Annotated in this window: 12 protein-coding genes; 5 read left to right on the top strand and 7 right to left on the bottom strand. The window is 69.2% G+C overall.

Annotated features, from left to right (window positions below; translation table 11 throughout):
• Positions 1-126: 126 nt before the first annotated feature.
• Together ACU4E7_RS21750 and ACU4E7_RS21745 are read left to right on the top strand one after the other, a co-directional pair.
• A complete protein-coding gene (locus tag ACU4E7_RS21750) occupies positions 127-1,104 on the top strand; it encodes a ketopantoate reductase family protein (RefSeq protein WP_447020114.1) in 978 nt (325 codons plus the stop codon).
• Positions 1,101-2,147 (top strand): tartrate dehydrogenase, encoded by a 1,047-nt coding sequence (locus ACU4E7_RS21745; protein WP_447020113.1) that lies wholly within the window; start codon positions 1,101-1,103, stop codon positions 2,145-2,147. The genes ACU4E7_RS21750 and ACU4E7_RS21745 overlap by 4 nt, the downstream gene beginning before the upstream one ends.
• Positions 2,148-2,160: 13 nt before the next feature.
• On the opposite strand, the gene ACU4E7_RS21740 is transcribed toward ACU4E7_RS21745, so the two are convergent.
• Together ACU4E7_RS21740 and ACU4E7_RS21735 are read right to left on the bottom strand one after the other, a co-directional pair.
• Positions 2,161-3,357 carry an acetyl-CoA acetyltransferase gene (locus ACU4E7_RS21740; RefSeq protein WP_447020112.1) on the bottom strand — a complete coding sequence of 399 codons (1,197 nt, stop codon included), beginning with the start codon at positions 3,355-3,357 and terminating at the stop codon, positions 2,161-2,163.
• 15 nt (positions 3,358-3,372) lie between these two features.
• Positions 3,373-4,779, bottom strand: coding sequence for an OB-fold domain-containing protein (locus tag ACU4E7_RS21735; protein ID WP_447020111.1), 1,407 nt, complete (start codon positions 4,777-4,779; stop codon positions 3,373-3,375).
• A 221-nt stretch (positions 4,780-5,000) separates the two neighbouring features.
• Between ACU4E7_RS21735 and ACU4E7_RS21730 the strand changes: the two genes are divergently transcribed.
• Complete coding sequence (locus tag ACU4E7_RS21730) at positions 5,001-6,221, top strand: NAD(P)/FAD-dependent oxidoreductase (RefSeq protein WP_447020110.1); 1,221 nt, start codon at positions 5,001-5,003, stop codon at positions 6,219-6,221.
• Here the strand turns inward: ACU4E7_RS21730 and ACU4E7_RS21725 are convergent.
• A complete protein-coding gene (locus ACU4E7_RS21725; RefSeq protein ID WP_447020109.1) occupies positions 6,216-6,851 on the bottom strand; it encodes a TetR/AcrR family transcriptional regulator in 636 nt (211 codons plus the stop codon). The genes ACU4E7_RS21730 and ACU4E7_RS21725 overlap by 6 nt on opposite strands.
• A 286-nt stretch (positions 6,852-7,137) precedes the next feature.
• Here ACU4E7_RS21725 and ACU4E7_RS21720 point away from each other — a divergent pair, with 286 nt between their 5' ends.
• The gene (locus ACU4E7_RS21720; RefSeq protein WP_447020108.1) at positions 7,138-8,463 is read left to right on the top strand and encodes a phenylacetate--CoA ligase family protein; all 1,326 of its coding nucleotides are present in this window, start codon (positions 7,138-7,140) and stop codon (positions 8,461-8,463) included.
• A gap of 118 nt (positions 8,464-8,581) precedes the next feature.
• Complete coding sequence (locus ACU4E7_RS21715) at positions 8,582-9,460, top strand: alpha/beta hydrolase (RefSeq protein WP_447020107.1); 879 nt, start codon at positions 8,582-8,584, stop codon at positions 9,458-9,460.
• 86 nt (positions 9,461-9,546) lie between these two features.
• Here ACU4E7_RS21715 and ACU4E7_RS21710 read toward each other — a convergent pair whose 3' ends face one another.
• Genes ACU4E7_RS21710 through ACU4E7_RS21695 form a run of 4 tightly spaced genes read right to left on the bottom strand, consistent with a single transcriptional unit; the run spans position 9,547 to position 12,739 of the window.
• Positions 9,547-10,677, bottom strand: a complete 1,131-nt coding sequence (locus ACU4E7_RS21710) for a CaiB/BaiF CoA transferase family protein (RefSeq protein WP_447020106.1) — start codon at positions 10,675-10,677, stop codon at positions 9,547-9,549.
• Between the two features lie 56 nt (positions 10,678-10,733).
• Positions 10,734-11,054, bottom strand: a complete 321-nt coding sequence (locus ACU4E7_RS21705; protein WP_238121014.1) for a 2Fe-2S iron-sulfur cluster-binding protein — start codon at positions 11,052-11,054, stop codon at positions 10,734-10,736.
• Between the two features lie 57 nt (positions 11,055-11,111).
• Positions 11,112-11,855, bottom strand: coding sequence for an SDR family NAD(P)-dependent oxidoreductase (locus ACU4E7_RS21700; protein ID WP_238121015.1), 744 nt, complete (start codon positions 11,853-11,855; stop codon positions 11,112-11,114).
• The gene (locus ACU4E7_RS21695; protein WP_238121016.1) at positions 11,852-12,739 is read right to left on the bottom strand and encodes an enoyl-CoA hydratase/isomerase family protein; all 888 of its coding nucleotides are present in this window, start codon (positions 12,737-12,739) and stop codon (positions 11,852-11,854) included. Before ACU4E7_RS21695 ends, ACU4E7_RS21700 begins: the two co-directional genes overlap by 4 nt.
• Positions 12,740-12,743: the final 4 nt, after the last annotated feature.

The raw sequence follows: 12,743 nt of genomic DNA, 5'->3' as shown, positions 1-12,743 counted from the left end.
GCATTTTCTTCACGCAAGCCGGGATCCACTTCGCTTGAAGATGCTTGAGGAGCACGCCTTTCCTCAATGGTGGACACAACGACCCGCACCGGTGCACCGGCTGCGGGCAGGGAGGATATGACTGTGATGAGACAGCGGATTCTGGTGTTGGGCGCGGGCGGCATTGGCGGCTATTTCGGCGGGCGGCTTGCCGAGGCGGGCGCGGACGTGACCTTTCTCGTGCGCGCCGCCCGGCAGGAGCGCCTCGCCCGCGACGGGCTGCGCATCGAGAGCCCGTTCGGCGCCGCGCACATCCCGGTGCGCACCGTTCGGGCCGAGACGCTGGAGGGGCCGTTCGACGTGGTGCTCATCGCCTGCAAGGCCTATGACCTTGAGGCGTCCATTGCCGATGTGACGCCGGCGGTGGGGCCGCAGACGGCGGTGCTGCCGCTCCTGAACGGCCTCGCCCATCTCGATCGGCTGAACGATGTGTTCGGCGCGTCGCGGGTGCTCGGCGGCCTCGCCAAGATTCAGGCGGCGGTGAGTGAGGACGGCACCATTCGCCAGTTGAACGACTGGCGCTTCGTGGTGTTCGGCGAGCAGAATGGCACCCTGAGCCCGCGCGTTCTGGCGCTGCAGGCGGCCTTTGCCGGCGCGGTGGGGGTGGAGGCCGAAGCGGTCTCCGACATCCGCCAGCGCATGTGGGAGAAGCTCGTTCACCTGGCGACGGCGGCCGCCATGACCTGCCTGATGCGGGCGAGCGTGGGCGACATCGTGCGCACGCCCGATGGCGCGCGGCAGTTCGCTGAGCTCTTCGATGCGGTGTGCGCTATCGCCGGGCACGAGGGATTCGCCCCGGGCGCCGACTTCGTGCGCAGCTATCGCGAGGTGTTCTCCGATCCGGCCTCGGCCTATGAAACTTCCATGCTGCGGGATATCCGGCAGGGCCGGCGCATCGAGGGCGATCACATTGTCGGCTACGTGCGCGACAAGGCGCGCCGGCATGGCATCACCAGCCCCGAACTGGAGCTCGCCTTTACCCATCTGAAGGCCTACGAGCAGTGGCTGGCCCGATCGTCGCCGCGGCGCGAGCCGGTGCCGTCCACAGCGGAGCAAAGCCGATGAAGCGTTATTCCATTGCCCTCATCCCCGGCGACGGCATCGGTGTCGACGTGATCGATGCCGCGCTGCCGGTTCTCGATGCGGCAGGGCAGCGTTTCGGCTTCGCCCTCGACACGCAGAGCTTTCCCTGGTCCTGCCGCTATTACCTGGAACACGGCGCCATGATGCCTGCCGATGGCATCGACCGCCTGCGCGGTTTCGATGCCATCTTCCTCGGCGCAGTGGGCTGGCCGCAGACGGTGCCCGATGCCGTCTCCCTGCACGGCCTGCTGCTGCCGATCCGCAAGGCGTTCAACCAATATGCCAATATCCGTCCGCATCGCCTGCTGGCCGGGGTGGAGGGGCCGCTGAAAGCGTCCGGCTTCGACATCCTGTGCATTCGCGAGAACACCGAGGGCGAATATGCCGGGGCCGGTGGCCGGGTGCATCATGGCGCTGCGAACGAGGTAGCGGTGGAAACCGCCATCTTCACCCGGGCCGGGGTGGAGCGGATCCTGCGCTTTGCCTTCGAACAGGCCCGGCTCCGGCGCAAGCATGTGACCTCGGTCACCAAGTCCAATGCGCAGAAATACTCCATGGTGTTCTGGGACGAGATGACCCGCGCCGTGGCCGCCGATTATCCGGACATCACCGTCAGCCACATGCACATCGATGCCATGGCCGCCAGGATGGTGATGGCGCCCGAGAGCCTGGATGTGGTTGTCGCCTCCAACCTGTTCGGCGACATCCTGACCGATCTGGGTGCCGCCATCCAGGGCGGGCTCGGCTATGCGGCAGCGGCCAATGTCTGTCCCGACCGGTCGGCGCCCTCCATGTTCGAGCCGGTGCACGGTTCCGCCCCCGACATCGCCGGCCAGGGCGTGGCCAATCCCATTGCCGCCATCTGGTCGGGAGCGATGATGCTGGAACATCTCGGCGAGGGCGCGGCGGCCGCCGCGGTGCTGCGGGCGATCGAGGCGGTCACCGCCCGCGGCATCGGCGTGCGCCCGCGCAGCCATTCCACCGGGGCCATCGCCGCCGCGGTCGGTGCGGCGCTGGCGGAGTGAGCTGCGGCGCCGGTCAGTCGGCGCCGAGGATGGTGATGGAACACACGTTCTGGGCCGGCGCGCCGCCCAGATTGTGGGTGAGGGCGAGGCTGGGGGCGCCGAGCTGGCGCGCCCCCGCCTGGCCGGTCAGCTGGAGCCAGCACTCGTAGAGCATGCGCAGGCCGGAGGCCCCTACCGGATGGCCGAAGCACTTCAGCCCGCCGTCCACCTGGCAGGGTAGGGCGCCATCCGCGTCGAAGGCGCCGTCCAGCATCCGCTTCCAGGCGGTGCCCTCGTCGGCGAGGCCGATGTCCTCCAGGGTCACCAGCTCGGTGATGGAAAAGCAGTCGTGCAGCTCGGCGAGACTGAGCGCGGCGCGCGGATCGCCAATACCGGCTTCCGCATAGGCGCGGTGGGCGGCGATGCGGGCGGTGTGCACATAGGCCCCGTTCCAATCGCTCTGCTGCACCTCCCAGCCGTTGGAGGTGACGAGCTGGATGGCTTTCACCAGCACTGGCGCGTTGGCGGCGAGGCTGCGGGCGATGTCTGGCGTGGTGACGATGGCGCAGGCCGCGCCATCGGAAACGGGGCAGCAATCGAACAGCCCCAGGGGATCGGCCACCATGGGGGCATTCAGCGCCTGTTCCATGGTGATGGCCTTGCGCAGGTGGGCGTTCTTGTTGGTCACCGCATTGGCATGGCTCTTCATGGAAGTGTGAGCCATGGCCCGCTTCAGGTCATGGGGCGCGATGCCATGGCGGCCGCCGTAGGCCCGGGCCAGCTGCGCGAAGTTGCCGGGATTGGTGTGGGTGGGCAGATACATGGGCGCGAAGGTGCCGCGCGAGGCCGGCGGCAGGCCGGCAAATCCCGTGTCCTTCAGCTTTTCCACGCCGACCGCCAGCGCCATGTCCACCGCGCCGGAGGCCACCGCATAGACGGCGCCGCGAAAGGCCTCGGTGCCGCCGGCGCAGAAATTCTCCACCCGGGTGACGCCGATGGCCGGCAGCCGCAGCGCCTGGGCCATGGGAGTGCCCGCCTTGCCGGCGCCGATGTCGTCATAATGGGACGAATACCATGCCGCCTCGATCATGCCGGGGTCGATGCCGGCGTGGCCGAGTGCTTCCAGATAGGCTTCCACCATCAGCTCTTCCTGGCCCACGTCCCAGCGTTCGCCGAAACGCGAGCAGCCCATGGCGAGAATGGCGACCTTGTCCTTGATCCCTGTGGCCATCGTGGTGCCTTTCTCTCAAGCGGCGGGGGCCGGCTGCGGGCGGTCCGCCACGGCCTTCCAGAAGTAGCGGCGGTAACCGGTGCGCTCGTCCAGATCCTTGACGCGGAAGACGAAGCGCACTGGATCGCCGGGCGCGAGATCGGCCGCGTCGGGGTCCGTGAAGTCCATCATCAGCCGGCCGCCACCGGGAAGGTCGACGAGGCCATAGCAATTGGGTGGGTGCCGCGAGAAGGCGAGGCGATCGGCGGTGGCGGTGGCCACCGTGCCGCCGAGGTCCGCCAGCGGCCAAGGTTCTTGAACAGGCGGCTCCTGAGGCCATGGCCCCTGGGGTGCGCGGTGCAGGCCGGCCTCGGTGACGGGGAGGCGCGAGGCGGGGAACTGCACGCGCCCGGTTTCGACGCAGCGGCCGCCGACGAAGCCCAGGAGCGCTCCGGCCTGGCGATAGGCGGTGGTCAGGGCCTCGTTGACGGGTAGGCGGCCGCGCAGTCCGCGCTCCCACGCGAGCTGGCCGCGAAAGAGGGGCAGCTTGAGATAATTGGTCTCGGGAATGCCGGCAGCCAGGGCGGCCCGCGCTCCGGTGGAGTAACCACGGATGGCGTCGGTGGCCTCCAGCACCAGAGCCGTCGCGCCCTGGCCGAATTGCGCCACGACCACGCGCTCGCCCGGCTGCATGTCTTCCAGGGCGTGGGTGAGCATCATCAGCCCATGGGCGGCACCGGTGTCGCCGCACTCGGTGCCGAGGTCATCGGCGAGCCGGGCGTGGCCGAGGCCCGCCGCCTGGGCCACAGCCTTGGCGCAGCCGGGGATGACGCAGGGCAGCACCAAATGATGGATGTCGGCGGCCGTCAGGCCAGCCTCCGCCAAGGCCGCGGCGATGGCGCGGGGCACGAAGTCGAGAAAGCCGTCCTCGCGCACCCAGCGTTCCTCCCAGTCGGTGGCGAAAGGCCGATCGGCGGCGCGGTAGCGCTCGATGAACGGCGCGGTGAGGCTGGCGCCGCCGCGATAGGCCAGAAGCGCCGGCCCCTGGTTCACCAGGGCCGCCGCGGCGCCATCGCCATAGCGCCATTCGGCGAGGCTCCCGGCCGGGCTCGTCGGGCAGTCGGCGGCTACCACGAGGGCGGGGCTGGAGTTCTCCAGGGCCGTGTGGAGCGCCGCCAGCCCACAGCGCAGGGTGCCCGAGGTGTCCTGCGTGGCGGCCCGTTCCGGCAGGCGCAGCGCGGCATGGACGAGGCTCGCATTCTGCGGCTCGGCGAACACCGGCGTGGTGGTCGCGAAGGTGAGGGCGCCGATGGCGGCCCGCGCCTGCGGCGCTTGTATAAGGCTGGCGCGGGCAGCGGCGACACCCATGGAAATGGGGTCTTCGTCCCAGAAGGCGAGGGTGCGCGCGCCCCGCGCCGGCGCGCGCGGTGACAGCCAATCCATGGCTGCGGCCATACTGCTGCGGGCGAGGCGCAGCCGCGGCAGATGGAGTCCCAGTGCTGAAATGCCCGTCACCTCGTGTCCTCACCTGTCTGGTCGGTTCGTGGGGCTCGCCCCGCGCGCCCGGCTCGGCGGCGATGGGGCGCGCGAAAACCCGTTTGCAAGCCCGAGCATCGGAATATAATAGTCAGAATGATCGGTCAACTAATGAGGGGCGGAACGTCATGGCAACGGAACATGTGGCGATTGTCGGCGCCGGGCAGGCAGCGGCATCCTTAGCATTACGGCTGCGCCATGGCGGATATTCCGGGCCGATCACCATGTTTGGCGAGGAGCCATATCCGCCCTATCAACGTCCGCCTCTGTCCAAGGCCTATCTAAAAAGAGATTGGTCGGTTGATCGGCTTTATCTGCGTCCGGAGGAGTTCTGGCGGACGCAGGATGTGCGCGTGGTGCGCGAGGCGGTGGTGAGCGCCATTGATCCGGCGTCGCGCACGCTGGTGGCGGGTGGCCGCACTCACGGCTGGAGTCGTCTCGCGCTGGTGACCGGCACCCGCCCGCGCCCGCTACCCGTGGGCTTTGCCGGCCTGCGCGGGGTTCATGAGCTGCGGGACCTGGCCGATGCCGACCGCCTGCAGGGGGAGATTCGCCCGGGGCGGCGTCTGCTAGTGCTGGGCGGCGGCTATGTGGGCTTGGAGACCGCGGCGGTGGCGGTCAAGGCGGGGCTGGAGGTGGTGGTGGTGGAGCGGGCCGCGCGCATTCTGGAGCGTGTGGCCTGCGCCGAAACCTCGGCCGTGATCCGCGATCTGCATGAGAGCCATGGCGTGCGCATCGTGGAAGGGCGCGGGGTGGCGGGCGTGCGCGCGCGTGATGGAGCGATCGCGGCGGTGGAACTGGAAGGGGGCGAGCGCCTCGAGGTGGATGTGGCGGTGGTCGGCATCGGCGTGCAGGCGCGCGACGAGCTGGCGCGCGCGGCGGGCCTTGCCTGCGATGCCGGCATCGTGGTGGACGGCTTCGGCCGCACCTCGGCGCCGGATGTGTGGGCCGCGGGCGATTGCGCCACTTTTCCCCTGGATGGCCAGCCGACCCGCTTGGAGAGTGTGCAGAACGCGGTGGATCAGGCGGAATGCGTCGCCGATGACATGCTGGGCCGCGGGCGGGCCTATGCGCCGGTTCCCTGGTTCTGGTCCGACCAGTACGACGTGAAGCTGCAGATCGTCGGCCTCAATCGTGGCTACGATGCGGTGGTGCCGCACCGCTCCGCGCAGGGTCAGTCCCATTGGTATTTTCGCGGCGATCGCATGATCGCGGTGGACGCCATCAACGACGCCCGCACCTATATGGCTGCGAAGAAGATGCTGGAGGGCGGCAAAGGCGTAGGCCGCGCCGATGTGGCCGCCGACGGCTTCGATCCTGTCGCGTGGCTGCGGCGGCCGGCGTCATGATCCATCGGTGTTGGGGATCGGGCGCGCGCTGGGCGCGCCCACCTGGGCGTAGCCTTTGACGAACAGGTCCACCGCCCGGTCGGCCAGCTCGCCGGGGGTCACGGTGCCGTCGGCGTGGTACCACGTATAGGTCCAGTTGATCATGCCGAAGAACAGCATGGTGTCCACGTGGGCCATCATCGCGTCCTTGGCCAGATCCGGCCGCAGTTGCAGCAGGATGTCGCGCACATAGGCGATCAGCTCGCGCTGCTTGGCCACCAGCACCTTGCGTGTTTCGGGCGCGAGGAACTCGGCGCAGGTCAGCAGCGCCACGTGCTGGTCGCGAGAGATCGCATACACGTCCAGAAACAGCCGCGTGAGCTGGCGGAAGCGCTCCTCGGGATCCTGAAAGCCGTAAAGGGTGTGCCGGCACTTCTGGAGCAGCGATTCCACATGGGACGTCAGCAGGTCGGAAAGGATCGCTTCCTTGGAGGTGAAATAGTGATAAAGGCGCGACTTCGAGCATTCGCAGGCCTCGGCGATGTCTCCGATCGAGGTGGCTGCGTAGCCGCGCCGCGCGAAGACCGATGCCGCACGTTCAAGTATGGTATCGTGAATATTGTCATATTCGGCTGAGCGTGTTCTCGCCACGGCGCCTACCCACCATAGTGTTCCGATCATTCGGTCTATAGGCGCCACATCTGCCGTTGCCAAGCCTTTCGCCGCCGCTCACCCAGTTTGGCACTCCATCACCGGGTGGCACAGGGTCCAAGGATCCGAGGTGAAGCGCCGAGACGGGCCGGCGTGGCCGCATGCGTATGTTGAGGTGAATCAAATTTGCCGTTTACATAGACCATTCGTTCGGTCTATTAATTTTGAAAAGCGCCAAGGGCCGTCAGAGCCCAGGCCGGGACCAAAGGAAACGCGGAGGATGCCCATGCAGCACCCAGAGGTGGAGTCGCTTGACCGCGACGGAATTCTGAAAATCCAGCGTGACGGCCTTGCCGCCCTCGGCGCGCGCCTGGCCCAGTGCGACACCTGGCGGGCGCATTTCGCCGAGGCCGGCATGGCGCCGGAGGATCTCGCCTCGGCAGACGGGCTCGCCAACGCGCCCTTCATGGACAAGTCGCAGCTGCGGGACCGCTATCCCTTTCCCTTCCTCACCGTGCCCATGGATCAGGTCGAGCGCTTTGTCGCCACCTCCGGCACCACTGGCCTGCCGGTCACCTTCGGCATGACCCCCCGCGATCTGCGCGACCTGCTGCCCTATCAGATGTCGCGCCTTCTGGCCGCGGCCGGCGTGCAGCCGGGCTTTCGCGCCTATCAGGGCTACGGCTACGGCCTGTGGATCGGCGGCCCGGCCCTTGATGCCGGCTTTGCCGCCTGTGGCTGCACCAATTTCCCCATCGGCCCGGGCCGTGGCGAGCTCGCCGCCCGCTGGCTGCGTGACCACGCCTATGATGTGGCCTCCATGTCGCCCCTGTGGCTGATGACCCTGGTGCAGGCGGCCAAGCAGCAGGGGATCGATCCGCGCACGGAATGGACCCTCAAGGTGGCGATCCTCGGGGGGCAGTCGGTTTCGGCCGAGTTCCGCGCGCAGCTCGAGGCGGAACTGCCGGAGGGCTTCATGAGCCACAACATCTACGGTACCACCGAGGCCGGCGGGCCGATCCTGGCGATTTCCACGCCCTACACCCATGCCGATGACGAGCTGCAATTGCTCAATGAGGATACGGTGATCGTCGAGATCCTCGATCCCAACACCATGCAGCCGGTGGCCGATGGCGAGGTGGGCGAAGTGGTGGTCACCACCTTGCGCAAGGAAGCCTCACCGGTGGTGCGCTGGCGCACCCGCGACCTGGTGCGGCTCTCGCCCCGCCCCTATGACTGTCCCTCGGGGCGGCGCGGCATGCGCAAGATCGGCCGCATCATCGGCCGTACCGATGACATGATCAAATTCAAGGGCGTCATCGTGTTTCCCTCGCAGATCGAGGATGTTATCGCCGGCATTCCCGGTCTCGCCAAGGAGGCTTGGCAGATCTATCTCGATAAGGAGGCCACCACCATCGGCAAGATGACGGTGGCGGTGGAGACCGCCGAAGGTGACACCCGCTCCGGCGCCGAGGCTGCCAGCGATGTACGCCGCGAGATCAAAGCGCGCCTCGGCATCAATGTGAATGTGGAGTGCCATCCGCAAGGAGTGTTGCCACGCTACGAGGCGAAGGCGACCCGCGTGCTGCACCGCCCCGAAGCGGCGCACTGAACCCGGCCCATAGAAGCGGGCGGATGCCCGCCGACGCGCGCCCGGTGTCGTCCTGCCCGACGCGCGCGGGCGTCATCCGGTGAGGGGCCGCCACTGGGGCTGCAAGGGGTGACCTGTTGTGACCGAAACCACTCCTTACGCGCAGGTGCGCCAACGGATTGCCGCGCTCACCGCCGCCTGGGCCGGGGGCATGAGCCTTCCGGAGATCCGGGAGAGCTTCGAGCGTTTCCTTGCCGATGCGGCGGCAGCGCCGCAGGTGCGGCGCACGGTGCTGTCCCTTGCCGGCCTGTCCGCGTGCGCCTTCGACCCGCCGGGCGCCACGCCTGACGGCCCGCTGCTCTATTGCCACGGGGGCGGCTTCCAGATCGGCTCCGTGCGCTCCCACGCCGGCCTCATGGCGCGGCTCGCCGCGGCCAGTGGCGCGCGGGTGCTGGGCTTCGACTATCGCCTCGCGCCCGAGCATCGCTTTCCGGCCGCTGCCGATGATGCCTTCGCCGCCTATGCGGCGCTGGTGGAGGCCGGTTCCACGCCGCGCGCCCTGGTGGGGGATTCGGCGGGTGGCGCCCTGGCGCTGGGCACGGCGTTGCGCGCCCGTGATGCCGGCATGCCGCTGCCGCAAGCGCTGGTGCTGCTCTCCCCCTGGCTCGACCTGAGCATGGGCGGGCAGAGCTATGTCACCCTGGCTGAACGGGATATCTTCTCCAAGCCCGCGCAATTGCGGGCCATGGCGCGCACCTATCTGGGGCGAGAGACCGCCGCCACCGATCCTGCCGCTTCGCCGGTGCTGGCGGACCTCGCCGGCCTGCCGCCGATCCTGATCCATGCGGGCGGCGACGACATCACCCTCGACGACAGCCATCTGTTGGCGCACACCCTCCCGCACACGGTGCAGCTCGAGGTGTTTGCCGGAATGTGCCACCATTTCCAGGTGTTCCCCGAGCTGCCGGAGGCCCGGCAATCGCTGGATCGGATCGGGGCTTATCTGCGGAACCTGTGAGGCGGGCCTCGGTCGACTGCCCGGCGTCTTCCCTCCTTCGGCGCTGGTATTGCCGGCTTCCCCGCTCCGGGGGAAGCCGGCCTTTTTCAGGGGCAGCAGCCATCGGGCTGGGGAGAGGGAATGCCCCATTCGGCCAGGATCTGGGCCCCGTGGGCTCCGGGCGCAGCCGCGCTTTGGGTGATGGTGGAGGGCGTGGCCGAAAAGCGGGGCGCCGGGGCCGGCTGCGTTACTCCATCCACGTCCACGAAGGCACTGCGCGCCTGCGCCTGTGGCTGGGCTGTGGCCTCATCCCAGTCGAGGATGGGGGTGACGCAGGCGTCGGTGCCGGCGAACAGGGCGGCCCAATGGTCGCGCGGCTGGCTGCGAAAGATGTCGGCAAGGCGTGTTCGCAGCGCCCCCCAGGCGCCGGGATCGGCCACATGGGTGAAGGCGTCGGCCTCAAGGCCGAGGGAGTCGATCAGGATCTGGTGGAATTTCTTTTCCACTGGCGCCACCGCCAGGAACTTGCCATCGGCGCATGCATAGGTCGCATAGAAATAGGCGCCCCCATCCAGCAGGTTCGCCGCCCGCTCGGTGCCCCACAGGCCGCCGGCGCGGAACCCCCAGAACATGGCGGCCAGCAGGCTGGCGCCGTCGGTCATGGCCGCATCCACCACCTGGCCGCGACCGGAGGCGCGGGCGTGGTGGATGGCGGCCAGCAGGCCGAACGCCATCAGCATGCCGCCACCGCCGAAATCGGCCACCAGATTGAGCGGCACCGGCGGTGGGGCATCGGCGGGGCCGAGGGCGGCGAGGGCGCCGGTGATGCCGAGATAATTCAGGTCATGTCCGGCGGTGTCGGCCAGCGGGCCCTCCTGGCCCCATCCGGTCATGCGGCCATAGGCGAGGCGCGGATTGCGGGCGAGGCACACGTCGGGCCCCAGGCCGAGGCGTTCCATCACCCCCGGACGGAAGCCCTCGATGAGGCCGTCGGCGCGGGCGATCAGCTCCAGCATCACCGCGGTGTCGGCCTCCGCCTTCAGGTCCAGGGCGATGGAGCGGCGGCCGCGCGCCAGCACATCGAACCGCGTGTTCATGAGCGGGATCTCGGGCCGCTGCCCCTTTTGGTGGATGCGGATGACCTCGGCGCCGGCGTCGGCCAGCATCATGGCGGCGAATGGGGCCGGCCCGAGGCCGACCATCTCGATGATACGAAGTCCTGCGAGGGGGCCCGACATGGCACGCTCCGGCTGAAAGGGGAAAGGGGGGCGCAGAATGACGGCCGAGCTGACGCTCAGCCCTGCGCCTCGGGCAGGTGGACTGTGAGCCCGTCGAGTTCCGGCACCACCTTCACCTGGCACGAGAGGCGCGAGTTCTCGCGGACATCCTCGGCGAACTCCAGCATGTCGCGTTCCATGCCGGTGGCTTCGCCCACCACGGCGCGCCACGGGGTGTCGATATAGACATGGCAGGTGGCGCACGCGCAGGCGCCGCCGCATTCGGCGACGATGCCGGGGAGATTGGCGCGGCGCGCGCATTCCATCACGCTGAGGCCATCCGGCGCATCGAGGGTGGTGCTCTGGCCATCGGCTGAGACGAAGACAATCCGGGTCATCGGGGCTCCCCGCGGAAACTGTGTTGTGTTGCTGTGGATGGTGTGGGCCGGGGGGGGTCAGGCGCCGCAGCCCATGCCGCCGGAGACCCCCAGCACTTCGCCGGTGACGAAGGAGGCGCCCTCGGAGGCCAGGAAGGCGACGGCGGCGGCCACTTCCTCCGGCTCGCCCAGGCGCCGCATCAGGGTCAGGTCCGCCATGGCGGTCATGAGCTTGTCGCCCACCCCGGCCACCGCCCGCTGCACCATGGGAGTGCGGATGGGGCCCGGCGCCACCGCATTGGCAGTGATGCCCCACGTGGCGTTTTCCCGGGCGATGGAGCGGGTGAAGCCGATCAGGCCCGCCTTGGCGGCGGCATAGACCGCACCGCCCCTGGAGCCGAGGCGGCCGGCCTCGGAGGCGACGTTGACGATCCGCCCATAGCGGGCCGCCTGCATGGCGGGCAGCGCGCGGTGGGTGAACAGGAACGCGGTCTCGAGGTTGATGGCGAGCAGGGCGCGCCAGTCCTCCGGTCCGGTATCGGTGAAGAAGGCATGCTGATCGGCGCCGATATTGTTCACCAGCACATCGAAGGGGCCGTGGGCGGCGAACAGGGCGTCGGCGGCGGTCGCGTCGCGGCCGTCCATGGGTACGAAGCGCGTGCCGGTCTCCTGCGCCAGCGGCGCACCGGCAGGGGCGTCGCGGTCGCAGAAGACCACGGCGCAGCCGTCGGCGGCGAGTCGGCGGACGATGGCGGCGCCGATGCCGGCGCCGCCCCCGGTAACGAGCGCACGGCGCGCGCCCGCAGCTGCGGCCGTGGTCATCGGCCGATGAACACCGGCTTGCGCTTCTCGATCACCGCCGCCAGGCCCTCGCGGGAATCCGCGGTGGCCGACAGCTCCGACACGGTACGCGCCTCTTCCGGCAGGGCCAGTTCCACGTTGAGCGCGTTCCACAGGAGGCGCTTGGTGGCGGCCAGGGCGAGCGGGGCGCCGGCGGCATAGAAGCGGGCCGCCTTGCGCGCCTCCGCCTCCAGCTCCCCATCCGCCACGCAGCGGGTGACGAGACCGATCTCGGCGGCCTCGGCGGCGTCCACGATGCGGTTGGACAGCATCATCTCGCTGGCGCGGCGAAAGCCGATGAGGTGGGGCAGGATGGCGGAGGCCCCGCCATCGGGGGCCATGCCCACCCGGGTTGCCCCGGCCAGGAAGCGGGCGCCGGCGCCGGCGATCACGATGTCGGAGGCGCACACGAGGCCCAGGCCGCCGCCGCCGGCGGCATAGCCGTGCACCTCGGTGACCACCACGGCCTTGAGGCGGATCATCGCGCCGATGGCCACCTGGAGATAGGCCGTCACCTCGCGCAGGAAGTCGCCGAGCCCTTCGCCCTTGGAGGCGAACTCGCGGACATCTCCACCGGCGCAGAAATTGGTGCCGGCGCCCCGCAGATGCACCACCCGTACGTCGGGAGCGCGGTGGCAGCGCATGAGCGCCCGATAGAGCGCCTGCATCAGTTCGATATTCATGCCGTTGGCGGCATCGGGCCGATTGAGCGTGAGGGTGGCGATGCCGTCCGCATAGTCGAGCAGGACCGGTCCTTCGCCGATCCAGACCTCGGGAGCCGGGGGCGAGGACGCCTGGTGGGCGGATACCTGGTGGGCGGGCACCTGGTGGGCGGGCACCTGGGGGGAGGGGGTGCTGTGGGACATTGGG

The organism is Xanthobacter sp. ZOL 2024 (assembly GCF_052932325.1).
The sequence above is the reverse complement of the archived record's forward strand: the minus strand, read 5'-3'. Positions and strand labels throughout refer to the sequence as shown.